Annotated in this window: 21 protein-coding genes; 4 read left to right on the top strand and 17 right to left on the bottom strand. The window is 62.6% G+C overall.

What is annotated here, in order from left to right; translation table 11 throughout:
- Positions 1 to 39: 39 nt before the first annotated feature.
- The 5 genes from V6766_RS07270 to V6766_RS07290 form a co-directional block, all read right to left on the bottom strand.
- A complete protein-coding gene (locus V6766_RS07270) occupies positions 40 to 1,101 on the bottom strand; it encodes an ABC transporter ATP-binding protein (RefSeq protein WP_448464979.1) in 1,062 nt (353 codons plus the stop codon).
- 4 nt (positions 1,102 to 1,105) lie between these two features.
- Positions 1,106 to 1,939, bottom strand: a complete 834-nt coding sequence (locus V6766_RS07275) for a carbohydrate ABC transporter permease (RefSeq protein WP_448464981.1) — start codon at positions 1,937 to 1,939, stop codon at positions 1,106 to 1,108.
- 17 nt (positions 1,940 to 1,956) lie between these two features.
- Positions 1,957 to 2,856, bottom strand: coding sequence for a carbohydrate ABC transporter permease (locus V6766_RS07280; protein WP_448464983.1), 900 nt, complete (start codon positions 2,854 to 2,856; stop codon positions 1,957 to 1,959).
- Positions 2,857 to 2,940: 84 nt separating this feature from the next.
- Positions 2,941 to 4,185: an ABC transporter substrate-binding protein gene (locus V6766_RS07285; protein ID WP_448464985.1), complete on the bottom strand. Its 1,245-nt coding sequence runs from the start codon at positions 4,183 to 4,185 to the stop codon at positions 2,941 to 2,943.
- A 66-nt stretch (positions 4,186 to 4,251) separates the two neighbouring features.
- Positions 4,252 to 5,412, bottom strand: a complete 1,161-nt coding sequence (locus tag V6766_RS07290) for a mandelate racemase/muconate lactonizing enzyme family protein (RefSeq protein ID WP_448464987.1) — start codon at positions 5,410 to 5,412, stop codon at positions 4,252 to 4,254.
- 71 nt (positions 5,413 to 5,483) lie between these two features.
- On the opposite strand from V6766_RS07290, the gene V6766_RS07295 reads away from it, so the two are divergent.
- On the top strand, positions 5,484 to 6,176 hold the full coding sequence (locus V6766_RS07295) for a GntR family transcriptional regulator (RefSeq protein WP_448464989.1): 693 nt from the start codon (positions 5,484 to 5,486) through the stop codon (positions 6,174 to 6,176).
- 3 nt (positions 6,177 to 6,179) lie between these two features.
- On the opposite strand, the gene V6766_RS07300 is transcribed toward V6766_RS07295, so the two are convergent.
- From V6766_RS07300 to V6766_RS07330, 7 genes are all read right to left on the bottom strand, one after another.
- Positions 6,180 to 7,142, bottom strand: coding sequence for an aldo/keto reductase (locus V6766_RS07300; protein WP_448464991.1), 963 nt, complete (start codon positions 7,140 to 7,142; stop codon positions 6,180 to 6,182).
- 177 nt (positions 7,143 to 7,319) lie between these two features.
- Positions 7,320 to 8,951, bottom strand: a complete 1,632-nt coding sequence (locus tag V6766_RS07305; protein ID WP_448464993.1) for a GMC oxidoreductase — start codon at positions 8,949 to 8,951, stop codon at positions 7,320 to 7,322.
- A gap of 23 nt (positions 8,952 to 8,974) precedes the next feature.
- Positions 8,975 to 10,057, bottom strand: a complete 1,083-nt coding sequence (locus tag V6766_RS07310; protein WP_448464995.1) for an ABC transporter ATP-binding protein — start codon at positions 10,055 to 10,057, stop codon at positions 8,975 to 8,977.
- Positions 10,058 to 10,063: 6 nt separating this feature from the next.
- A complete protein-coding gene (locus V6766_RS07315; protein ID WP_448464997.1) occupies positions 10,064 to 10,942 on the bottom strand; it encodes a carbohydrate ABC transporter permease in 879 nt (292 codons plus the stop codon).
- On the bottom strand, positions 10,939 to 11,832 hold the full coding sequence (locus V6766_RS07320; protein WP_448464999.1) for a carbohydrate ABC transporter permease: 894 nt from the start codon (positions 11,830 to 11,832) through the stop codon (positions 10,939 to 10,941). The genes V6766_RS07315 and V6766_RS07320 overlap by 4 nt, the downstream gene beginning before the upstream one ends.
- A 130-nt stretch (positions 11,833 to 11,962) precedes the next feature.
- Positions 11,963 to 13,195, bottom strand: a complete 1,233-nt coding sequence (locus V6766_RS07325) for an ABC transporter substrate-binding protein (protein WP_448465001.1) — start codon at positions 13,193 to 13,195, stop codon at positions 11,963 to 11,965.
- 62 nt (positions 13,196 to 13,257) lie between these two features.
- A complete protein-coding gene (locus V6766_RS07330; RefSeq protein WP_448465002.1) occupies positions 13,258 to 14,211 on the bottom strand; it encodes a sugar phosphate isomerase/epimerase family protein in 954 nt (317 codons plus the stop codon).
- Positions 14,212 to 14,475: 264 nt separating this feature from the next.
- Here V6766_RS07330 and V6766_RS07335 point away from each other — a divergent pair, with 264 nt between their 5' ends.
- The 3 genes from V6766_RS07335 (at position 14,476) to V6766_RS07345 (ending at position 17,671) form a co-directional block, all read left to right on the top strand.
- Positions 14,476 to 15,504 carry a LacI family DNA-binding transcriptional regulator gene (locus tag V6766_RS07335; RefSeq protein ID WP_448465157.1) on the top strand — a complete coding sequence of 343 codons (1,029 nt, stop codon included), beginning with the start codon at positions 14,476 to 14,478 and terminating at the stop codon, positions 15,502 to 15,504.
- A 297-nt stretch (positions 15,505 to 15,801) separates the two neighbouring features.
- Positions 15,802 to 17,085 carry an OmpP1/FadL family transporter gene (locus V6766_RS07340; RefSeq protein ID WP_448465003.1) on the top strand — a complete coding sequence of 428 codons (1,284 nt, stop codon included), beginning with the start codon at positions 15,802 to 15,804 and terminating at the stop codon, positions 17,083 to 17,085.
- A gap of 175 nt (positions 17,086 to 17,260) precedes the next feature.
- Entirely contained in the window at positions 17,261 to 17,671 is a 411-nt protein-coding gene (locus V6766_RS07345; RefSeq protein ID WP_448465005.1) for a DUF2147 domain-containing protein, read from the top strand.
- Positions 17,672 to 18,002: 331 nt separating this feature from the next.
- Here the strand turns inward: V6766_RS07345 and V6766_RS07350 are convergent, their stop codons facing one another.
- From V6766_RS07350 to V6766_RS07370, 5 genes are all read right to left on the bottom strand, one after another.
- Positions 18,003 to 18,323: an SCP2 sterol-binding domain-containing protein gene (locus V6766_RS07350; RefSeq protein WP_448465007.1), complete on the bottom strand. Its 321-nt coding sequence runs from the start codon at positions 18,321 to 18,323 to the stop codon at positions 18,003 to 18,005.
- A 33-nt stretch (positions 18,324 to 18,356) separates the two neighbouring features.
- Positions 18,357 to 20,147 (bottom strand): acyl-CoA dehydrogenase C-terminal domain-containing protein, encoded by a 1,791-nt coding sequence (locus V6766_RS07355; RefSeq protein ID WP_448465009.1) that lies wholly within the window; start codon positions 20,145 to 20,147, stop codon positions 18,357 to 18,359.
- Between the two features lie 18 nt (positions 20,148 to 20,165).
- Positions 20,166 to 22,499, bottom strand: coding sequence for a 3-hydroxyacyl-CoA dehydrogenase/enoyl-CoA hydratase family protein (locus V6766_RS07360; protein ID WP_448465011.1), 2,334 nt, complete (start codon positions 22,497 to 22,499; stop codon positions 20,166 to 20,168).
- Positions 22,499 to 23,635: a thiolase family protein gene (locus tag V6766_RS07365; RefSeq protein WP_448465014.1), complete on the bottom strand. Its 1,137-nt coding sequence runs from the start codon at positions 23,633 to 23,635 to the stop codon at positions 22,499 to 22,501. Before V6766_RS07365 ends, V6766_RS07360 begins: the two co-directional genes overlap by 1 nt.
- A gap of 235 nt (positions 23,636 to 23,870) precedes the next feature.
- The gene (locus tag V6766_RS07370; RefSeq protein WP_448465016.1) at positions 23,871 to 24,266 is read right to left on the bottom strand and encodes a MerR family transcriptional regulator; all 396 of its coding nucleotides are present in this window, start codon (positions 24,264 to 24,266) and stop codon (positions 23,871 to 23,873) included.
- Between the last annotated feature and the right edge of the window lie 8 nt (positions 24,267 to 24,274).

Below are 24,274 nucleotides of genomic sequence, written 5' to 3' on the forward strand. Positions count from 1 at the left end.
CACGGCAGGCCACAGTGTCGTGCCGCGTGAAACCGCAGCCTATCGGATCCGTGCGCCGTCCTTGTCGAACAGCCGCGCATGGGCGGGATCGAAGCGGAGCGTTATGGTCTCGCCATGGCGCGGCGCCTCGCGATTGCGGCGTTCGGCGATGACGGGTTGGCCCCCCTCGACCGTGCCGTAGACATAGGTCGTGGCGCCGAGTTCTTCCGACACATCAACCGTGAGCGGTAGCGCGCTGCCCGCGTCCGCATCGAGATGCTCGGGGCGAATGCCGAGGGTAATCTCCTCGCCAGCCGCAAGCGGCCGCTGGAGGGCCGGCAGCGCGACGTTGATGCCGGCAACCTTGACAGTGCCATCGCCGCTGGCGACGGCCTTCAGAAAGTTCATGCGCGGCGAGCCGATGAAGCCCGCGACGAAGAGATTGTCCGGGTCGTGATAGAGCGAGACCGGCGCGCCGATCTGCTCGACGCGGCCGCCGCGCAGAACCACGATGCGGTCGGCAAGCGTCATCGCCTCGGTCTGGTCGTGGGTCACGTAGATCATGGTGTTGCCGAGTGCCGCATGCAGCTTGGCGATCTCGACGCGGGTCTGCACCCTGAGTTCGGCGTCAAGGTTCGACAGCGGCTCGTCAAACAGGAACACTTCCGGATTGCGCACGATCGCCCGGCCGATCGCCACGCGCTGGCGCTGACCGCCGGAAAGCTGCGAGGGCTTGCGTTCAAGCAGCGGCGTCAGCTGCAGGATATCGGCGGCGCGTTTGACCTTTTCCTCGATCTCGGCCTTTGGATGACGGGTCATTCTGAGACCGAAGCTCATATTGTCGGCGACGGTCATGTGCGGATAGAGCGCATAGGACTGGAACACCATCGCCACGCCGCGATCGGCGGGCTCGACGTCATTCATGCGCTCGCCGCCAATCGTAAGCTCCCCGCCGGTGATATCCTCAAGGCCGGCGATCATGCGCAGAAGCGTGGATTTGCCGCAACCGGACGGGCCGACGAAGACGACCAGTTCGCCCTTTTCCACCTCCAGCGTAACGCCATGGATCACATCGACAGAACCGTAGGACTTGCGAATATCGGTAAGTGCGAGTTGAGCCATGGAATTAGCCTTTCACCGCGCCGACGGCGATGCCGCTGACAATCTGGCGCTGGAATACGATGTAGAGAATGACGATGGGGGCGGCGGCCAGCACGATGCCGGCGGAAAGCAGCGGCACATTGGTGGTGTATTCGCCACGAAGCGCCGCAATGCCGACCATCAGCGTGCGCTTGTCCTGCAGCACGAGTAGCGAGATCAGCACGTCGTTCCAGCAGTAGAGCGTGTTGAGAATGCCGAGCGTGATCAGGGCCGGCTTGCCCATGGGCACCATCACATGCCACCAGATCTGGATCAGCTTCGCCCCGTCAATGCGGGCCGCCTCCACCAGTTCGCGCGGCAGGCCGGCGTAGAACGATGTCATCAGATAGACCGAAAACGGCAGGAAGAACGCGGTGTAGGAGATGATCAGCCCGATGCGGGTATTCAGCAGGTTGAGGCCGATGATCGTCTGGTAGAACGGCACCAGCACTACCTGCACCGGGATCATCAGCGAGGCGAGGATGACCACGAAGATTAGCTTCCTCAGCGGAAAGCGCAGCACCGCGAAGGCAAAGCCGGCAAGCGACGAGATCAGCAAGAGCACAAGCACCGCGCCGAGCGTGACGACGACGGAATTAAAGAAATAGGCCGACAGGCCCGAACGGTTCCAGACATCGACGAAATTCATCAATGTCGGCTCGGTGACGATGCCGAACCGGTCGAGAATATAGCCCTTGTTGGTCTTCAGCGCGTTGTTGATCGCGAAGAACACCGGATAGACGCAGCTGAGCGCCAGAAGCGCCATGGGCACGGAAACCACCCAGAGCAGCCGTTTCTGCTTGTTGCCGGCCTGAGCCATTCTCGTTTGCCCCTTCTTCAGACGTTGGCATTGCGGTTCATGATGCGGATCTGCAGATAGGCGATCCCGCCCATCAGCGCGAACAGCACCATGGAAAGCGAGGCGGCATAGCCCGGGCGGTTCATCTGCCCCTGCTCAAGCCAGATCAGGAATTCCGGCAGCGTCGTCGCCGTGCCCGGTCCGCCGGCCGTCAGCACATAGATCAGGCCGAACATGTTGGTCAGAACCCCGATCGTGGTGACGACCGCGACGAATTCGATGATCGGCATCATCGCCGGGATGATGACATAGACCCAGGTCTGCCAGAGCTTGGCGCCGTCAAGCCTTGCCGCTTCCAGCATCTCCGAGGACAGCGTCGAAAGGCCGGCCAGAAAGATCAGAAGGCTCATGCCGAAGGTTGCCCAGAGCTGCACGGTAAAGAGCGACAGAAGCGCGGTCGAGCCGCCGCCGAGCCAGTCGACGCCCTCGATGCCGAACATGCCGAGAAGCGCGTTGAGCCCGCCATCATAGCGCAGCACGATGTTGAAGATCGAACCGACGATGACGCTCGAAAGGACGGCGGGGAAGAAATAGACGGAGCGGTAGAGCTTGCCCCCCGGAACCCCGACATGAATGAGGGTTGCCAGCAGCATGGGCAGCATGATCCAGACCGGAAGCGACAGGATCAGGATGCCGGTATTACGGGCTGCCGCATGGACGTTCGGATCAGCCGCCATCTCGCGATAGTTCGAAAGGCCGATGAAGGATGCATCATTGAAGCCGGTGGAATCCGTCAGCGACAGGAAGAAGCCCCAGATCAGCGGCACGATCCGGAAAATCAGCACCAGAATGACCGGCGGCAGGATGCAGAAATAGGCAAAGCGTCGCTCCGCCCCGAGGCGGTTTCGGCGACGTGGTGCTGTCTGGTCCTTGGCCATATAGTCTGGGTCCCGATTGCTTTGGTCATGGCTGCGGGGCCGCTGAAAGCCCCGCAGGTCGATCCCTGGAATGAGAAGCTGCGCTCAGCCGCCGTGGGCCTTCGCCTGCACATCGTCCATGCGGCTGGCCGCCTCTTCGACCGTGGTGTCGCCGTTCAGCAAAAGCTGGCTCTGGCGGTGCCATTCGGCCAGTTCCTCGGCCGTGACGCTGGAATGTGCCATCGGCGCGCTCTGCTCGTTCAGGAAGCCGAGGATTTCGACCACCGAGGGGCTTGAAAGGTTCGACGTGTCGACGACGGTGCTCGCCGGAACGACGCCCGCATCATTGACGAATACGGCAATCGGTTCGGGATCTGCCAGCGTTGCCGCCAGCTTTTCCGCCAGTTCGAGATGTGCGCTGTCCTTGTTCACGCCGTAGCCAATACCGCCCGAGACCGGCATACGCAGCCTGTCGAATGCCATCTCGGGTGCGGGATGGATGAAGACGCCGAGATTGTCGGCACCCAGGAATTCGTCGAACTGCTTCCAATGCGCGACATCGGAGATCAGGCCGATGACATTGGCGGCATCGGAGCGCATGAACTGCTCATACTCGTCCATGAACTTGGCCTGCGAATTGGCGCCCTTGTTGTACCAGCCCATCTCGCCTTCATCGACCCAGATCTGCAGGATGGCGCTGATCTCCGGACTCGACCATTTGAGCGTGCCATCAGCGAAAGCCTGCTGCTGCTCCTCCGTCAGCATGGAAGCGGCGAGCGCGGACAGCAGGAATTCGGCCCCGAAGCCCTCCTTGTTGCCCATGGCGAAGCAGGGGACATCGCCCTTTTCCTTGATCGCCTCGCAGACGGCGACAAGCTCGTCCCAGGTCTGCGGCGGGCTTTCCGGGTCAAGGCCGGCATCGGCGTAGAGTTCCTTGTTGTAGTAGACAATGAAGCCCTGAATGGTGATCGGCAGCGCATAGAGCTTGCCGTCCTCACCCTCGAAATCCGCCACTCCGACCAGATTCTCGCTATGCGCGGACAGGTCGACGAGGGCTGGGATGCGCGCGCGGGTCTGCGCACCGCCATGCAGCAGGAATACATCCGGCCCCTTACCCGAGGCGAGCGCCGTTCCGAGAATGGTGTAATATTGATCATGCGGTTGCATGACGAAATTCACCGTGTCGCCCGGATTTTCGGCCTCGAACTTTTCCTTCGCCGCCTGGATATAGCTCGCGGCGGCCGGATCGCCGGACTTCCAGTCCCAGACTGTCAGTTCGGCAGAAAGCGCGGGCGCGGCAATGGCGGTCATGGCGGCTGCGGCCATGGCTTGCTTTAAAATATGCTTCATTCTCTCCTCCCTCGTTTCGTTTCCGTCGGCTTTCGCGCGTCCTCGGCACAGCCGTCCGGTCACTGTTCAGGCCAATGCGGCCAGGATTTTCGGCTCCGAGCCCGGCGGCACAGGGCCAAGGGCTTCGGTTGCGACAATCTCCGGACGCGCCCATTCCCTGCGGGTCGCCTCATTGAGCACGAGGCCGTGGCCGGGCCTTTCCGGCGCGACAAAAAAGCCGTCGCGGATCTCGAAGGTCTGCTCGACCAGGTGGTCGAAATTCTGGAACGAATATTCGACCCACTCGACTTCCGGCAGCGCCAGCGCGGGATGCAGGCCGACCTCCAGAAAGGTGTTGCCGAGCGTAACCGGAACGCCGAGCTCGGCGGCAAGCCAGCCGACATGCATGACATCGGTGATCTGGCCATGAACATTGACCATGTCGGTCGCGCCCGCCGTCATCAGCGCGCGCTTGCCGGAGGCATCGAGATATTCGCCCGAGTTTATCAGCGTGTTGGCGGTCGCCTGGCACAGCATTTTCAGCCCGGCAAAATCCGAACGCAGAATCGGATCCTCGACCCAGGTGAGGCGATAGCCAAGCGCCTCGATCGCGTTGATCTTGACGAGCGCCTCCTTCGCGCCCCACGCCTCGTTGGCGTCGATCATGATGTCGGCGTCCGGGCGCACGGCCTTTTTCAGAAGCGCAAGCCGGTGAAGGTCCCAGTCGAAATCGGGATGCCCGACTTTGATCTTGAAAGCGGAAAAGCCCTGCGCATCAGCCGCGCCGAAAAGCTCGGTGAATTCGTGATCGCTCAGGTGGAAATCAAGCCCGGAGGCATAGGCGCGGACCCTGTCCTTGTGCCCGCCGCCCAACAATTTGTAGAGCGGCATGCCAAGCTGCTTGGCAAACATGTCCCAGAGCGCGACCTGCACGGCCTCGTAGGCCGGGATGGTGGCCGCGCGCTGCTTGCCGCCGCGCGGCCGGGAAACGCGATGCACCAGCGCGCCCGCCTGCCGGCCCTCAAGACCGGGAAACACTTCCGCCGCGAAAATCCGCGTCAGCTCCGCCTCCGAAGGCAGCGGGAAGAACAGCGACTGCATGAAGCCCAGACCAACCGTTCCGTCCTCGGCGATCAGTTCCAGCGCGGCCATGTTGACTTCATCGGCCCGCACCTGGCTATCGCCGATCGGACGAGGGCGACGAAACTGGTAGCGCGTGATACGAAAGCTCGCTATAGGCAGGGGCATCTGGTAGACTATTCCCGATAGTTGATATATCAGATGTGGTGTGTAATATAGATAAAGAGAGTGACAGGCAAGTGGTTTCTTCGAACTCGACAAAATCCGGCGCCGCCGAGCCGCATGGCGCAAAACGCCTCAGCGACATCGCCTATGAGCGTATTCTCGAGCATCTGTTCGCAAGGAAATTGCCGGCCGGCGCGTTCGTCTCGCAGAACCAGCTTGTCGAGATGCTCGATATACCGGTCGCACCGCTGCGCGATGCCCTGCGGGTTCTGGAAGTGGAAGGCGTGCTGACGATCCATCCACGCTCCGGTATCGAGTTCGTCAAGCCCGGCCTGGAACTGACGCGCTCGACCTATCAGTACCGCACCATCCTCGAATGCGCGGCGGTGAAGGTCTTTGCCGAAACGGCGAGCGATGACGAGATCGCAGCGCTGCTCGCCGAGCACGAGACGCTGTCGGAGAAGATCGGCCGGACAGGGCTTGATGCCGAGGCGCTGGCGGAGATCGAGCATCTGGAGGCGGCGCTGCATGATTCAATCATCGGCGCGCTGGGAAATTCGCTGATCAACTCCGGCTACAAGCGCATGCATCATTATCTGCGGCTGGTGCGGCTCGACCGGAAGATGACGCCGCCGCTCGCCCAGCGCTCGCTGCAGGAACATGTGGCGATCCTCAAGGCGTGCAAGGCGCGTGACGCGGATGCCGCCGAAGAGGCGGTCAAAGCGCATTTCGATGCCGCGCTCCGCCGCCATATGGGGCTCTACTGAGAATCAGCGGATCGTCAGCGGCAGGACCTCTTCGAGAAATTTCCGCGGCAGCGCCGTGCCGAACTGCTCCAGATTGCGCATCAGGCTTTTGCGTTTTCCGGTCCCGATCAGGATGTGCGAGACGGTTGGATGCGCCGCCGGAAAATTGATCGCGGCCTCCGGCAGGGCAAGGCCGTAGCGCCAGGCGATGGCGGCGATCGCTGCGACTTTCTCCTGAATTTCGGGCGTTGCCGGCTCATAGTTGAAATGGGCGTCGGGCCCCGGCCCGGTTGCCAGAATGCCGGAATTGAACACGCCGCCGATGACAAGGCGCGTTCCGGCAGCCTCCGCGCGCGGCAGAAGCGCCGCCTCTGCCGAGCGGTCGAGCAGCGTATAACGTCCGGCAAGCAGGATCTCGTCAAAATGCGCATGGTCCATCAGATCGAGACAGACCGCCGTCTCGTTGACGCCAAGGCCGAAGCCGGCGATCGCGCCTTCCGCCTTCAGCCGCTCAAGCGCTCTGAGGCCGGAACCGGTGAGATCGCGCATGTGACGCGCGTTTTCCGCAGGTGCATGGGCAAACTCGCCGATGTCATGCACATAAAGAATATCGATCCGGTCCAGCCCGAGACGAGCGAGGCTCCGCTCATAGGAGCGCATGATGCCGTCGTGACTGTAGTCGAAGCGCACACTGTGCCTGAGATGGCCGAGCGGCGGATCGGGCGCATCGTCATCGAGCGGTTCGAGCAGCCTGCCGACCTTGCTGGAAAGGGTGAACAAGGCGCGCGGCTTCTCCCGCAGAAAATCGCCGACGCGCTGCTCCGACAGGCCAAGGCCATAGAATGGCGCCGTGTCGAAACGACGGATTCCGGCATCCCACGCCGCCTCCAGCACATCGCGGGAATCGCCCTTCGAAACCGGTTCATACAGTCCGGCAATGGCCGCACAGCCGAAAGCGATCCGCGCCTTATGTCCCTCTTCCGCCAACGCAGCCCCCTTAAAGATCAGTTCATTAATCTGATATATCTAGTACGGAAAAATGACAAGGATCGCGCGGAAGTGGCTGGGTGTTTTTACGCATTTCCCGACGGAACACCGAGACTACACTTCCCTGAAAACGCGCCAGATCAGGCTGTCCGCGGATTTTCGCGGCCAAGCCGGCTGTCAACTGCCGAGGTTGCGGCAGGCTCGGATCGTCAATGCCATCACCGTCAGCGTGGTCCCGGCAACGCCGCTGCCGGGAAAGGCGCTAGCATCCGTGACCAGAACGTTCGGCGCGTCCCAGAGCCGGTTGAACGGATCGAGCACGGATGTTTCGGGGCTTTCGCCCATGCGTGCCCCGCCGGTCTCGTGGATGGCCGCTCCCATGCGCATCGTCTTGCCGAACCACAGACGGAACATCGTCCGGCTAAAGGGATCGGCTTGCGGAAAGGCGCCCTTCCCGAATTCCTTCAGACCCGAGGGCGAGCCGATGAATTCCAGTTCTCCGCCGACGCCGCGGATCATGTCGACCATCGTCTCCTCCTGCTGCTTGAGAAGCGCCTTTTCCTCCTCGTGCATGACGCAGCGGATATGCGGCGCGGGAATGCCCCAGGCGTCCTTGCGTCGCGCATCCAGCGTGATGCGATTGTCCGCGTAAGGCAGCATGCGGCCGAAACCGAAGAAGGAGAGCTGCGCGTCTTCATCCGCGCCGACCGGGCTTCGTCCAACGCTGCCCTGATAGTCGAAATCGCCCCGCTCCGGCTCGCTTTCATCGAACCGGGGTATGAATATTCCGCCGGAAGCATTGTAGAACGGATCCTCCGGAGCCGATCCGTCCCGCGCCCAGCCCTTGGCGCCCGGAAACGAGCCAAACGCCAGGCATGGAAGCTGGTCCATGAAATAGCGGCCGAGCAGGCCGGAACCGTTGCCCAGGCCATCGGGATGCCGGGAAGAAGCGGAATTCAGCAGCAGCCTGATGCTTTCCACGGGCGAGGCGCAGACGACGACCCTGGCCCCATGGGCGATTTCCGGCTTTCCCGTGACCCGGTCGATAAAGTCCACGCCCGTGGCCAGGCCGGTCGCGTCATCCGTTACTATGCGGCGGACGACGGCATTGTAGCGGATGCTCAGCCGGCCGCTCGCCCTGGCTTCTCGCAGGGGACGGGGCACCCGTTCCGGATCGGGGGCGATATAGCGCCACGAAACCACGTGACGGCCCGGCCACCGGCTCTCGACCGCGGATTTGAAGGCCTGCTCGCCGGGCGTCAGCATCGCGGGCCGGCAATAGATGCCGTCGGGTAGCGTTTCGACATTGTCCCGGTTGCCGTAAAGCCCGAGGCAGCGCTCGACCTCGTCGTAGAATGGGGCCAGCTCGCTGTAGGAAACCGGCCAGTCCGCTCCCTTGCCCGTTCGCGACCTGATCTTGAAATCCGCATCGGTCCAGCGCAACAGCACGCGGCCGAAACTGTGAAGGCGACCGCCGCCCTGCTGGCCGCGAATCCAGAGAAAGGGTTCGCCCTTCGGGGTGGTGTAGGGATTTTTCACGTCGTTGACGAAGAAATGGCTCAGACGCTCGGTGAAGAACGCGGCCCGGGCCTGAACAGGCTGGCCCTTCAGCGTCGCGCGCATGCGCTCCCAGATATTGATGGCGCCTGCCGGCGGCTTGTTCCGGTTCGGATCGAAATCCGCCGGCCCGACTTCGCGGCCGGCTTCCAGAAGAAGGACGGAAAGCCCCTGCTCCGTCAGTTCCTTCGCCGCGAAGGAACCGGCAGCGCCGGAACCGATCACGAGCGCATCGTATATCTTGGTGGACATGTATTTCCGTTCGTGTTTGGGTATTAAAGACGGCGTCCGGCTTCGTCGAAGAGCGACGCCCTGGCGATATCGATCCCGGGCGCGATTTCGTCACCGGACCGCAGAGTCACCTCATCCATGGTTCTGAACGAAAGGCTGTTCTCGCCCCGGTCGAACCAAACGATCGCATCGGCGCCCATCGGTTCGACGACAGCGACGCGGCCGGCAATGACGGGAAGCCCCTCCGCCGCGCCGTCGATCACGAGATGCTCGGGACGAAAGCCCAAGGTCGCGGGGCCGGTCCGGGCTTCCTCCCGGAACCGATAGCCCGACAGATCGAGCGAAAGGCCCTGGCTTGTGAAGACCGGCGCGCCAACGGCCATTTCGATGCGTCCGGAGATAAAATTCATCGCCGGAGCGCCAATGAAACCGGCAACGAACAGATTGGCGGGACGGTGATAGATCTCTGATGGCGCCGCCACCTGCTGGATCACGCCGTCGCGCATGATCGCGATGCGATCGGCAAGGGTGAGCGCCTCCACCTGGTCGTGGGTGACGTAGATCATCGTGTTGCCGAGCTGCTGATGAAGCTTCTTGATCTCGACGCGCAGTTCGTTGCGCAGCTTGGCATCGAGGTTCGACAGCGGCTCGTCGAACAGGAACACGTCGACCTCGCGCACCAGCGCGCGGCCGATGGCGACGCGCTGGCGCTGCCCGCCGGAAAGTTCGGCGGGTTTACGATCCAGCAGTTTTTCAAGGTGGAGCAGCCTTGCGGCGCGGTCCACGCGCATCTCGATCTCGGCCTTCGGCAGACCGGCAACGCGCAGGCCGAAGGAGAGGTTCTTTCTGACCGACATGCGCGGGTAGAGCGCATAGGACTGGAAAACCATGCCGATGCCGCGATCCCTCGGCTCCTCCCAGGTGACGTTGCTGCCGTCGATCCAGATTTCCCCGTCGGTGATATCCTGAAGGCCGGCGATCGCGTTCAAAAGCGTCGATTTTCCGCAGCCGGACGGGCCGAGCAGAACGAGGAATTCGCGAGAGGCGACATCGATCGACAGGTTCTCGATGACCGTATGGTCGCCATAGGCGATCTTCAGATCCCTGACCGAGACGGCGGTTTGCATGGCGGATTATCCTTTGACTGCGCCGGCGGCGATGCCACGCACGAACCAGCGGCCGGAGAGGAAATAGATGGCAAGCGGCACGGCGGCGGTGAGCATGGTGGCAGCCATGTTGACGTTATAGAGCCGCTCGCCGGTCGTGGTGTTGACGATATTGTTGAGCTGGATCGTCATCGGCAGGTTGTCGCGGCCGGCAAAGACGAGGCCGAGCAGGAAATCATTCCAGATACCGGTGAACTGGAACATCGACGCGACCACGATCATCGGCGTGGCCATCGGCAGCATGATCTCCAGCAGGATGCGCCAGAACCCGGCGCCATCGACGCGCGCCGCCCTGAACAGTTCCTCGGGAACCGTCACGAAATAATTGCGGAACAGAAGCGTGACCAGCGGCAACCCGAACAGCACATGCACGAGGATGATGCCGCCAAGCGTGTTGTAGAGCCCGAGCGCGGCCATGGCGCGGACCAGCGGATAGAGAAACACCTGATAGGGGATCAGGGCGCCGGCCATCAGCAGCGTGAACAGGAGCTTCGATCCTCTCACCCGCCAGAATGACAGGGCATAGCCGTTGACGGCGCCGATGAAGACCGAGAGCGCAACCGCGGGCACGGTGATCTTGACGGAGTTCCAGAAACCGACGCGGATGCCGCCGCATTCGGTTCCGGTGCAGGCCGTCTCCCAGGCGGCAACCCACGCGGAAAGATCAAAATGGGCCGGCAGGGCAAAGATCTGGCCGAGACGAATCTCCTCCATGGTTTTCAAGGACGTGACGATCATCACGTAAAGCGGCACGGCGAAGAACAGGACGGCGCTCAGGAGGAAAAGATAAAGACCGATGCGGCCGGCCGTCAGGCGGGCGGGTTTCGGACCGCGGGGATGGGTCATAGCGTACCTGCCTTGCGCCGGGCGCGCATTGTCTGGGCATAGCGGAACGGCGCGACGATGACGACGACGATCAGGAGAAGCGAGGTCGCGGCGGCCGTGGCAAGCCCGAGGTTCTGCCGCTGGAACAGATTGTCCATGATGAACTTCGCCGGCACCTCCGTCGCCGAACCGGGCCCGCCATTGGTGAGCGCCACGACAAGATCGTAGGTCTTGATAACGCCCATCGACAGCAGCGTGCCGGCGGCCGCGAGTGCCGGACCGAGCTGCGGCAGAACGATCGACGCATAGACGCGCCACACCGGGATGCCGTCGATCCTGGCCGCGCGCCACTGCTCGCCATCAACCCCGCGCATGCCGGCGAGCGCCAGCACCATGACCAGCCCCGCGCCCTGCCAGACGCCGGCGACGACCACCGCGTAGATCGCCATCTCCCGCGAGGTCAGCCAGTCGAACCGGAAGCTCTCCCAGCCGAGCGCATTGACGCTCGCCTGCAGGCCGAACATCGGGTTTGCCAGCCATTGCCAGACCAGCCCGGTCACGATGAAGGACATTGCATAGGGATAGAGAAAGATGGTGCGGAAGGCATCCTCGAAGCGGACCTTGCGATCAAGCGCGGCGGCCAGCAGAAAACCGAGAACCAGGCAGCCGACGACGTAAAGCACGCCGAAGATCGCCAGATTTTGCAGCGCCGTCAGCCATTTCGGCGTCGTGAACAGCTTCTCGTATTGCGCGAAGCCGACATAGTTCGAAGAGGGAAACAGCCGCGAATCCGTAAACGACAGACGCACGGACCAGACCATGGTGCCGATATAGACCAGGATCACCGCCAGCCATGTGGGCGCGAGCGCGAGGAACGCGGCAACGGGATGCTTTTTGTGCTTGCGTTTCATCAGGTGTTCTCTGTCGAGCCGGTTGACGCCCGCTGCACGGTGGCAAGCTTGCGCGCTGACGGGACGCCCCCTCCCCGTCCGATCGGAAACAGACCGGCCGGGGGCGGGTTCAGATGTCCATGTCCCAATGTTACCGGAAGATCGCCGCGAACTGCGCGGTGGCGTCATCGAGATCGGCCGACGGGTCGCTCCAGAACTCGCCGACGAAATCGGTCAGCGCGCCGACGGCTTCCGGCGTGAGGGTGATCGCGTGTTCCGGCACGATCTTGCCTTCGGCCATCATAGCCATGCCCTTCCGGGTGCACATGTCGAACTCGGACGCATCGACATCGGCGCGGGCCGGAATGGAACCCTTGTTGAGGCTGAACGCCACCTGCACCGACGGGTCCATCACCACTTCGGCCATCAGCTTCTGGGCGGCCGTGCCGTTCGGGTCGTCCACCTTGGGAAAGCCGAAGGCGTCGCCGATATAGATCATGCCGGGCGTTGCCGGCGAAAAGGCGCAGCCGAAATCCTCGCCGGGCACCTGTCCGGCCGCGGTGAACTCGCCCTTGGCCCAGTCGCCCATGAACTGGACGCCGGCTGTGCCGGTGATCACCATGGCGGTCGCATCATTCCAGTTGCGCCCCGGCGAGCCTTCATCGACATAGTCGCGCAACCTGCCGAAAATCTCGAGCGTGTTGCGCACGCCATCCGAGGCCAGAACGTCCTGATCTCCGTCCAGATAGATGCTGAGGAAGCCGTCGAGGTCGACCTGAGACAGCAGGACCATGTTGAAAACCTTGGTCTCCTGCCAGGCCTGGCCGCCCCACGCGATCGGCACGAGGCCAGCGGCCGCGAGCTTGTCCATGTCGGCGAAGAACGCGTCCCAGGTCGCCGGTTCTTCGGTAATGCCGGCCGCCTCGAAAGCGGCCTTGGAATAGAACATCCAGCTTTCGCCGTGAATGCCCGTCGGGGCGAGATAGACCTTGCCGTCATAGGTGATGTAGTCGGTCAGCGCCTTCGGCAGCACCGCACCCCAGTGTCCGGCGGTCGCAACGTCGTCGATCGGCTCCATCAGCCCGAGCGCGATAAACTCCGCCGGGTCCTTGCCGACGATGAGCTGTTTCACGGTCGGCGGGTCGCCGGCGACCAGGCGGTTCTGGAACGCGGCATTGGCGTTTTCAAAGCCGGCGATCGAGGAATTTTCCCACGTGCCGCCGCGCTTTTCGAATTCGCTCTTGATTGCCTGCAATGCGCGGCCCTCGCCGCCCGAAGTCCACGAACTGAAGACTTCCGCCTTCGGCGCGTCCTGTGCCTGTGCGGCGGCAAATGTCATGCCGAGCGCCACGCCGGCAAGTAACAGTCTGGTTGTCTTGATCATTGTTCCACCTCTTCTGTTTTGGTTCGGGGCCGTTTGTCGTGGCTTCTCCGGTCGTTTTGATGTCAGCGATAGATTGGCAGGAGCGCCTGCCTGACGAGCGTCAACCCGCCGGCGATGTCGCGCACGGGATCCGGCGCGGCATCGAGTTCGAGGATCGCCCATCCTTCGAAATTGCGATCGCGGAGAAGGCGGATCCAGGCGGGCCAGTCGACCCGACCCAGGCCGAAACCGCAGAAATAGGGACGATGGCGATCGTGAATATGCTCGTCGATCGGCGTGTCGGGGGGCATCGGCCCGATTGCATCCTTCCAGTGGGCGATGATCATCCGCTCATGATGGCGATCGACAAGCTGGATCGGATCGGAACCGGCGAGGATGATGTGGGCGGTGTCCGGGCACATATGCACGTAGGCCGGGTCGGTCAGCAGCATCATCAGGTCGACATCGCGCGCGACCGCGAAGATGGAATGGGCCTCGGTGTGAAGCGCCAGCCGCACGCCGCGGGCAAGGAGGATCGCGCCGAGCCGGTTGAGGAAATCGGCAATCGTCTTCGCGCGATCGAAATCGTGGAAGACAGCCGGCTGCACGCCCGGCGTCTGTCGCAAGGGCGCGCCGATCACCATGATGTCGCTGCCGCAGGCCTTCAGGAGGTCGGCATAGCGCTCGGCCTTGTCGATGATCGCCTGCTGCGCCTCCGGTTCGGCGAAGTCTCCTGCCGCTTCGAGCTCGGCGAAAAATCCGCTGCAAAGCGTCAATCCTCGCCGCGACAGCGCATCCGCGAACCCATCGACCGAGCCGTAGGTCTCGATCGCGTCCTGCCAGTTGAAAGGCGAGAAGGTAAGTTCGACGCCTGTCACGCCGGAGGACTGAACGCTGTCGAGTATCCGGTCCCAGAAGGCGCGCGGCGCCTCGCGGGCATAGCTGATGACAGCCTCGTGATCGGGGACGTTCCAAAAGCCAGGATGGAAGAAGGTCACCAGGTCGACGCCAAAGCGGAGTCCGTCGCGGGAAGTCATGGCTGCTCCAGTTTCTAGGCATGCTGCATGGTTTGCGGAAAACGCATCCCGCATAATAAAATTCAGCAATTTCAAAATGTTGCGAAATGGCAAACGATTGCCATTATTAGATAATAATCGAGCCCATATTTATTGCAAGTGCTTTTTGGCAAACGTTTGCTATAAACTTCCCGGCGGATTGGGTACCATGACGCAAATGTCTGGGAGGCAACAGAATTGAACAGAAAAGACAATGGGACTCAGGACGAGCCGTCAGGTCCGCTGATGGCGGATGTCGCCCGGCTTGCGGGCGTGGCAATTTCGACGGTCAGCCGCGCGCTTGCCAATCCCGGGCGCGTTAACGAAAAGACGCGCGCGAAGATCGATGCCGCGGCCAAGCAACTGGGCTACACGCCGAATGCGATGGCGCGGTCGCTGAGGGTCGGCAAGCCCAATACCATCATGATTATCCTTCCCGGATCGCTCTACTACGGCGCGTCGCAGATCATTCCGCAAGTCCTGCAGAGCATCAACAAGTCGCTGATCAAGGCCGGCTACAATCTGATGATCGCCAACCTCGATCGCGACGAGACCTCGGAACGCCACATTCTCGACCTCGCCTTCGGCGGCACGGCGCGCGGCGTCATCATCCTGTCCTCGAAATTGCCGGAAGTCGACGGCCGCTCGCTTGCGCAGGCGGGGCTGCCGGTCGTCTCGATGCTTCTGGATATGAGCGACACGGGCACGCCGAGCGTCGTCACCAATGATCGCGCGGCCGTTCGCGCGGTGTGCCGCGATCTGATCGGACTGGGTCACAGGCGGTTCTTCTACCTGGCCGGGCCCGAGGGCAATTATCACGACGTGGAGCGCTATGCCGGCGTTATCGAGGCATTGGCCGAGGCGGGTCTTGGCGAGGACGCGGTGGTGCGCTCGGGAGGCAGCCTCGACTATCAGCAGGGCTTCAGAATCGGCCTTGAGGGCGTCGCCGATTTCGAAGCGCTCGAAAACCGGCCAACGGCGGTGATCGCGACCAGCGACGATATGGCGATTTCCTTCATGAGCGGCATCCGCAAGCTCGGCTTGCGCATTCCGGAGGACGTCTCGGTCGTGTCCTTCGACGGCTCCCCTGTCTGCGCCTTCTGCACGCCGCCGCTTTCGACGATTGAGCAGCCGGTGGAGGAGATGGGTCAGGCGGCGGCGGCCATGCTGCTTGAGGCTATCGAAAACGGCCCACCGACGCCAGCGGGCTGCACTGTTGTTCCAAGCCGGCTGATCACGCGCGAGAGCATGGCGCCGCCGGACCTGTTGCGCTGAACGACCTCGCCCCGTCGGGCCGTTCGACTGTGTGCTCAACGGCCGGTGTGGAAAATTGTGCTTTAGCCAAGGCTCGCGGCAGGAAATATCTCCTTTGGTGTGAAGTGCTGCTCAAACACTGCCCGAGCACCGGTTTGCGATGAGAAGCGACATAGGGAGTGTGCCAATTCGGCCACAGTCTGGGAAATTCGCATGCGCTCTTCCTTATTAGGATATAAGTTCACCTTAACGTCATGTAACTTTCCAATTGGGATGAGGAGCGGGAGGCGCTCCGTTTTGCGTGAGGAGGAGCAAGCGATGAACAAACCCAGCCGAATACATTTTCTGATGCTTGGCGCGGCAACGGTATTGTGCGCGGGAACGGCGTCAGCCGGCTCGTTCGCGTTGCGCGAGCAGAGCGCTGTCGGCCAGGGACAGGCCTTTGCGGGCGCAGCCGCCGGACAGGCCGGCCTCGGCTCGATGTACTGGAACCCGGCGACGATGGCCGCCTTCGAAGGGTTTCAGGTCGAAGTCGACCTTTCGGGCATTTTCCCCTATTCCGACATCACCCCGACAAGCGGCACCGCGCCGACGCTTCTGATGCTGGGCGGCACCGGTTCGACCGGCGACATGGCGCTCGATGCGGCGCTTCCGGCCGGCTATGTGAGCTATCAGGTCAGTGACGATGTCTGGATAGGCCTGGGCCTCAACACGCCCTTCGGTCTTGAGACGAAGAATCCGTTCAACTATTCCGGCCAGATTTACGCCCGCACCTCGGAAGTTCTCAGCTATGACATCAATCCGACCATTGCCTGGCAGGTCAATGACTGGCTGGCGATCGGCGGCGGCATCGAGGCGATGTATTTCAAGACCCGGCTGACGCAGGCGATGAGCCCGTTCCCGGGTGCGCCCTCGGCCGAACTTGAAGGCGATTCCTGGGGCGTCGGCTTCACGCTCGGCTTCACGCTGACGCCGATGGACGGCACGGTGATCGGCGTCGGCTATCGCTCGCAGATCAAGCAGAACCTCGAAGGCCACCTCGATCTCGGCGCCATGATGGGGCCGCTTCCGCCCGGCTCCTATCCGGTGAAGTCCGACCTCACCCTGCCCGATCAGATCACGGTCGGCCTCAGCCAGGCGCTTACCGATCAGCTGACCCTGAATGCCGGCTTCGAGTGGACCCACTGGAGCGTCTTCGACAATTTCCCGGTCTACGGCACGTCCGGTTTCACCAATGGCATGCAGCTTACCGACCTGCCCTTCGAATATGATGACGGCTACTACCTTTCCGTCGGTCTCGAATATGCCATGAACGAGCGGTTCACGGTGCGCGGCGGCGTCGGCTATGAATGGTCGCCGATTTCGACCACCAACCGCGACCTGCGCCTGCCCGACAGCGATCGCGTTCATGCCTCGATCGGCGGCACCTACAGCTGGAATGACAAGCTGTCGCTCGACTTCGCCTATGAGCACATCTTCACAACCGGCGACACCGACATCCAGCTCGACGCCAACAATCCGCATTATGCGGGTCTCGCCTTCTTCGGCGACGTCGATGCGAACGTCAATATCGTATCGGCCAGCCTGCGCTATCGCTTCTGAGGCTTACAGCAATTCCAGGTGAAGTGGACACCGGTTCACCGTCCGGAATTGCGTAAAAACAAAGAGATAGCGCCGCTCCCGGCCAAAACCGGGGGCGGCACGGCCTGCGGCGAATTCTGAGGAGGAATGCGCCGCACCGGCCAACGGTCCGGACACACGAAACGGGAGGAGTTTCATGATCAGAAAAGTTCTCGGCGCTGCACTCGCAGCAAGCCTGATGACGGCCTCAATGGCCGCCGCCGCCTCGCCGGACGGCAAATGGCTGACGGAAAGCGGCAAGACACAGGTTCAGATCGCGCCTTGCGGCAGCAATTACTGCGGCACCATCGTCTGGCAGAAAACGCCGTCGAACGACGTCAAGAACCCCGACGCCGCAAAGCGCAGCCGCCCGCTCGTCGGGACTGAGATGCTCTCAGGCCTCTCGGCCGATGGCGACAATGCGTGGAAAGGCAAGCTCTACAATTTCGAGAACGGCAAGACCTATACCGGCAAGATGGAGCTGACAGACCCCAACACGCTGAAGCTCTCCGGCTGCATCATGGGCGGCGTGATCTGCAAGAGCCAGACCTGGCGCCGGACGAAGTAGCAGGACAAAAACAGACGGCCGGCCGCCCATGGGGTGCCGGGCAAGCAAGAACGAGGCAGCGCCCCGAACAGGCGCTGCCTTTAGTTTGTTGACAAACGTCCCCCACATTCCGGGTCATCCTCGGGCTTGACCCGAGGATCCAGGCCGCCCGGCCAGTGCCTGCAACAAGACTCATGAAATCAATCGGTTGATCCGCCTGGATGCTCGGATCAAGTCCGAGCATGACTCCAGTGGGTGGGTTGGTGTGCGTGACAATCTCCGAAGCTGTGGCTTTGTCAGCAGCTGGAGGCAGGGCCCTGAACAGGCGCCGCCTTTCGTGTTTCAGGCGGGCTTAGGAGGCCTCCTCGAGAAGCCCCGCGAGTTTCAGCGCCACGCCCTGGGAGCCGCGAACCTTGAGACGGCCCGTGGAAAAGGCCAGCATCGGGTTCAGCTTCCCCTTGATCAGCTTCTCGAGATTGTCGGATGTCAGGATGAGCACGGTGTCGGCCTCGGCCTCTCCCGTCTCATCCTCTTCGATCTCGACATCGCCGTCCGTGGCATCGAGCAAAATCGACCCGGCATCCTTCATGTCGAAGCGGACCCGGTAGCCCAGCTCCTCGAGCGCATCGGACTTTGCTTCCATTGCCGCGATAAGCGCGCCGATCTCAGCCATTGTCGTTCCTTTCCTGTTCGACGCCCCGCCGCATCAAAACGCCATCTCGTCGAGCGCCATCATCGCGGACTTGCCGGAGCGGATCGCGGCGACGAGGCCGGCCGCCTGCGGCAGGATGCGGGTCATGTAGAAGTCTGCTGTGACGAGCTTGGCCTTGTAGAACGCGGGATCGTCGCATTCGCCGTCGAGCGCGGCATGGGCGACCTTGGCCGTCCGCAGCCACATCACGCCGAGCGCGACCAGGCCGAAGAGACGCAGATACTCGGTCGCGGCCGCACCGGCCTCCTCCGGGTCCCTCAGGCTCTTCTGGGCGATCTCGGCCGTGCAGAGTTGCAGCCCGCCAAAGGCCTTCGAGAGCGGCTGAACCAGATCGGAGAGCCGGTCGTCATCGATCGCGGCATCGATCTCCGCGAGCGCCGGATGGAAGAACGAACGCAGATAGCGGCCCATATGCGCCGGCATCTTCCGGCCGACGAGATCGAGCGCCTGCACGCCGTTGGTGCCCTCGTAGATCATCGAGATGCGGCTGTCGCGGACATATTGCTCCATGCCGTGATCGCGGATGAAGCCGTGGCCGCCATAGACCTGCATGCCGATAGACGCGGTCTCGAAGCCGAGATCGGTGAACAGCGCCTTGACGATCGGGGTCATCAGCGCGGTGAAGTCTTCCGCTTCCTTGCGCGTTTCCGGATCGGGGTGGTGCTTCATCATGTCGAGATTGCGCGCCACCCAGCCGCCGAGCGCGCGGCAACCCTCGACATTGGCGCGCATGGTCATCAGCATGCGGCGAACGTCGGGGTGGACGATGATCGGATCGGCGGGCTTGTCCGGGTGCTTCGCGCCGGCAAGCGAGCGGCCCTGCAGGCGTTCCTTGGCATAGGCGACGGCGCCCTGATAGGCCGCTTCCGCCGCGCCCAGCCCCTGGATGCCGACAGACAGCCGCTCGCTGTTCATCATCGTGAACATGGCGCGCATGCCCTTGTGCGGCTCGCCGACGAGCCAGCCTGTGGCCTCGTCGAACGACATCTGGCAGGTGGCGGACGCCTTGATGCCCATCTTGTGCTCGATACCCGAGCAGGTCACGCCATTGCGCTGGCCCGGCGTGCCATCGGCATTGGGCAGGAATTTCGGCACCAGAAACAGGCTGATGCCCTTGACGCCCTTCGGCGCATCGGGAAGGCGCGCCAGCACCAGATGGATGATGTTTTCGGTAAGATCATGCTCGCCGGCGGAAATGAAGATCTTCGAGCCGGTGATCTTGTAGGAACCGTCATCCTGCGGTTCCGCGCGGGTCCTCAGCAGGCCGAGATCGGTCCCGCAATGGGCCTCCGTCAGGCACATCGTGCCCGACCATGTGCCTTCGACCATTTTCGGCAGATAGGTCTGCTTCAACTCCTCGCTGGCATGGTCGACGATCGCCTGATAGGCGCCGTGGGTCAGGCCCGGATAGAGGCCGAAGGAGAGATTGGCCGCGCAGCTCATCTCCTCCACCAGCTTGTTGATGGATTCCGGCAGGCCCTGTCCGCCCCATTCCGGCGCAGAGGCCATCGCCGTCCAGCCGCTTTCGGCAAACGCCTTGTAGGCTTCCTTGAAGCCCTTGGGCGTGCGCACGACGCCGTTTTCCAGCACGCAGCCTTCCTCGTCGCCGGTTGCGTTCAGCGGCAGCAGGACTTCGGTGCAGAACTTGCCGGATTCCTCGAGAATGGCGTCGGCCAGATCCGGCGTGACCTCTTCAAGGCCGGGGATATCCGGATAGTCGCTGATGCCGATCAGTTCCTGCAGAACGAAACGCATGTCCCGGATGGGTGCATTATAGACTTGCATGGCTTTCGTCCTCTTTTTCTAGTTTCTCAGGGGTTTGCCGGTTTCGATGACGCTCTCGAACCGGTCGAGCGTCTTCTTGGTCTTCACGAGACGCATGAAGCTTTCGTGTTCCAGCTCGAGAATTGTGTCTTCATCCACCGTGTCGATGATGTCGGTATCGCCGCCGGTCAAGACGGTCGCGAGCTCGCGCGCCACCGTCAGGTCGTGCGGCGTTGCGATCCCGCGCCGGGCAAAGCCCTCGGCGGCCATTTCCAGAGCGATCTTGCCCGATGGGCCGGGCAGGACAATTTCCTGTGGCTCCGGCGGCTGATAGCCGTCGACCATGGCAAGCGCCCGTGCCTTGGCATCGGCCAGAAGCCGGTAGCGGTTCATGGTCACGCCGTCATCTTTGCCGAGGAACATGAGTTCCCGCGCCTCCTCGGCCGACTTGGCGACGGTCGCGGTCGACAGCATTTCGAAGACCTTGGCCGTTGCCGGCATCGGGCCTTTCGGGGCTGCCGGATTGTTCTGCCAACGGGTCAGCATTTCCCGGCAGCCGCCCCAGGCCGGCACGAGGCCGACGCCGCATTCCACGAGGCCGATATAGGTTTCGGCATGCGCCTGCACCGCATCGGAATGCAGCACGATCTCGCAGCCGCCGCCAAGCGCCATGCCGGAGGGCGCGGCAACCACGGGGAACGGCGCATATTTCATCTTGCGATAGGTCGCCTGACCGTTGCTGACCAGCTTTTCGATTTCGCCCCAGGCGGCGATATTGGCGGCAAACAGCGCCAGCCCCAGATTCGCGCCGACCGAAAAGTTGGTGCCCTCATTATAGATCACCAGCGCCTTGTAGTTCTTCTTCACAAGCCCGATGGTCTTGTCGAGCAGCGTCATGATCTGGTCGTCCATGGCATTGGCCTTCGAGGCGAACTCGAAGCAGACGACGCCGTCGCCGATATCCCAGGCCGAGGCCGAACCGTTCTTCAGAAGCGGCTTGTTGACGCGCTTGATGTCTTCGAGCATCAGCACGCCCTCGGGCCGTTCGATATCGCGGTAGCTGCCATCCGGCTGGAGGGCCTGACGCTTTCCGTCCTCGATGCGGTAGAATGTGCGCTCGCCGACCTTTTCGAGGAGGTCCGGGACAGGAATATTTTCCTCACGCATCCGCGCAACCAGCCACGGCGCGCCGATCATGTCGATCAGTTCGAACGGTCCCCAGCGCCAGTTGTAGCCAAGCCGCATGACCTCGTCGATCGCGGCGATATCGTCGGCGGCGTCGCCGACGAGGCTTGCGGCATAGGACAGCGTATTGGCCATGACGCCGAAGGCGTAGCGGCCAAGCGGGCCGTCGATCTCCATCACCTGGCGCGGCTTGCGCGCCGCCTTCAGTTCGGGGCTCTCGACCTTTGCGGACGTGTTGTAGCGACCGCTGCCAAGGTCGATCGCTTCCTTGACCTTCCGGCCGCCCTCGCGGTTCAGCCGGTAGAAGCCGCCCTTGCCCTTGCGGCCGGTATAGCCGTCGGCGATCATCTGGTTGACCAGCGGCAGGTCGCGATTGGTCGCGTGGAACATGTCGCCGTCCGGCAACGCGCTCTTCAGGCTTGCGCCGATATGCGGCATCAGGTCGAGGCCGACCAGATCGATCAGGCCGAAAATACCGGTCTTGGGAATGCCGAAAGGCTTGCCCATCACGGCATCGGCCTCTTCCACCGTCAGCCCCTCTTCCATCGCCTTCAGCACGCCGAGCTGAATCCAGGTGACGCCGAGGCGGTTGGCGACGAAGCCGGGACGGTCGTTGCAGACGACAACGCTCTTGCCGAGCTTGCGGTCGGCGAAATCGGTCACGGCCGCGGCGAGCGCTGCGCTCGTATCAGGCCCCGTCACCAGTTCCATCAGCCGCATGTAGCGCGGCGGATTGAAGAAGTGGGTGATCATGAAATCACGGACGAACGCCTCCGGCATGCCTTCCACAAGGCGAGCGAGCGGAATGGTCGAGGTGTTTGACGAGATCGCCGTGCCGGGCTTACGCACGGCGTCGATGCGGCGGTAGAGCGCCTGCTTGACGTCGAGCTTCTCGACCACGACCTCGATGATCCAGTCGACCCCGGCGAGCTTTTCGAGATCGTCCTCGATATTGCCGGTTTCCACCAGTTTCGCGGCCCGTTTCGACATGAACGGCGCGGGATCGGCCTTCTTCATCCTGGCGAGCGCGGTTTCCGCGATCACGTTGCGGTTGGCCGCGCCCTCCGGCACGATGTCCAGCAGCAGCACCTTGTGTCCGGCATTGGCGACCTGGGCGGCAATGCCCGATCCCATCACGCCGGAGCCGATCACGGCGACCGTGTTGATCTTGAATTCGCTATCAGACATCAGATGCGCTCCAGAATGGTTGCGATGCCCTGGCCGCCGCCGATGCACTGTGTGGCAAGCGCATACTTGCCGCCCTCACGCTGCAACAGCGATGCGGCCTTGCCGACGATGCGCGCGCCGGTGGCGCCGAGCGGGTGACCAAGCGCGATCGCGCCGCCATCGATATTGATCCGGTCTTCGGCAAGGCCGAGATCGCGGATGCAGGCCAGCGACTGGCTGGCAAAGGCCTCATTGAGTTCGATCACATCCATGGCGCCGGCATCGAGGCCGGCGCGCTCCAGCGCCTTGCGGCTGGCGCCGACCGGGCCGATGCCCATGATTTCCGGCGCACAGCCACTGATGCCGACGGAAGTCAGGCGGGCGAGCGGCGTCAGGCCGTTCTTCATCGCATAGTCCTCCGAGCATACCAGAACGGCCGAAGCGCCATCCGTCAGCGGCGAGGAGGTGCCGGCGGTGACCGTGCCGTCGGCCGAGAAGGCCGGTTTCAGGCCCGCCAGCGCCTCGGCCGTGGTTTCCGGACGGATGCAGCCGTCTTCCGAAACCGTTCCGCCCTTGACGCTGATCGGCACGATTTCGTCCTTCAGCCGGCCTTCGCTGCGGGCAGCGGTGGCCTTTTCATGGCTCTTCACGGCGAAGGCTTCCTGTTGCTCACGCGAAATCTGCCATTTGGTCGCGACGTTTTCCGCCGTGTCGCCCATGCCGATATAGGCGCCGGGCGTCTTGGCATAGAGCGCCGGGTTCGGTAGCGGGTTGAAGCCGGTCATCGGCACCCGGCTCATGCTTTCCACGCCCGCGCAAATGAACATTTCGCCGGCACCGAGCTGGATCTGGCCGGCGGCCATGTGGATCGACTGCATCGAGGAACCGCAGAAGCGATTGACCGTGACGCCGCCGACAGTCTGCGGCAGATCCGCCATCAGCACCACGAGACGGCCGAGGTTGAAGCCCTGCTCGGCTTCCGGAAAGGCGCAGCCGAGGATCAGGTCCTCGATATCCTCAACCTTCACTCCGGTCTTTTCGACCAGCCCGCGCACCACCTGGGCAGCCAGATCATCCGGACGGACACGGGCCAGTTCGCCCTTGGAGGCGAGTGAAAACGGCGAGCGCTGATAGCCCGCGATGACGACGTTGGTCATGGCATACTCCCAGGAAACGAGATGTTTTGGATTGAGAATAGAAAACAGTGCGCATTGGCGCGAGGCTCCCGGCCTTCAGGCGCAATGCGTTGGCCGCCGGTTCCGCCCGAGCGGGGAACCGGCCTTGAACGTGTGGCAGTGATTGCGGGCAACAGGGATGCCGGCATCCCATCAGAAGTTGCGGAAAAATCAGCGACGACAGGGGCGCCCGATGCCCCGGCGCAGCCTGCGCGGATCAGCTCGCGAGCTTGCCCGCCTTTTGTGACAGCCGCTCTTCGGTTTCGCTCACCACATCCTTCAGTTCCGAAATGGTAAGGTTGATCGCGGCCTTCTGCTCTTCCAGAAGCTGGATACGCTCGTGCACCGCCCGCAGAAGCGCCGTCAGCTGCTCCTGCTGCGTATGATCGACCTTGTAAAGGTCCAGGAACCGCTTGATATCCTCCAGCGAGAAGCCAAGCCGCTTGCCGCGCATAATCAGGATCAGGCGCGCACGGTCGCACTGCGTGTAGATGCGCGTCTTTCCGGCCCGCCCAGGGTTTATCAGTCCCTTGGTCTCGTAAAACCGCAAGGCCCGCGGCGTGAGCCCGAGCTCCTCGGCCAACTGGGTCACGGTATAAAACTGATCCGCCACGTGAAACC

This window comes from Martelella sp. AMO21009 (assembly GCF_053484295.1).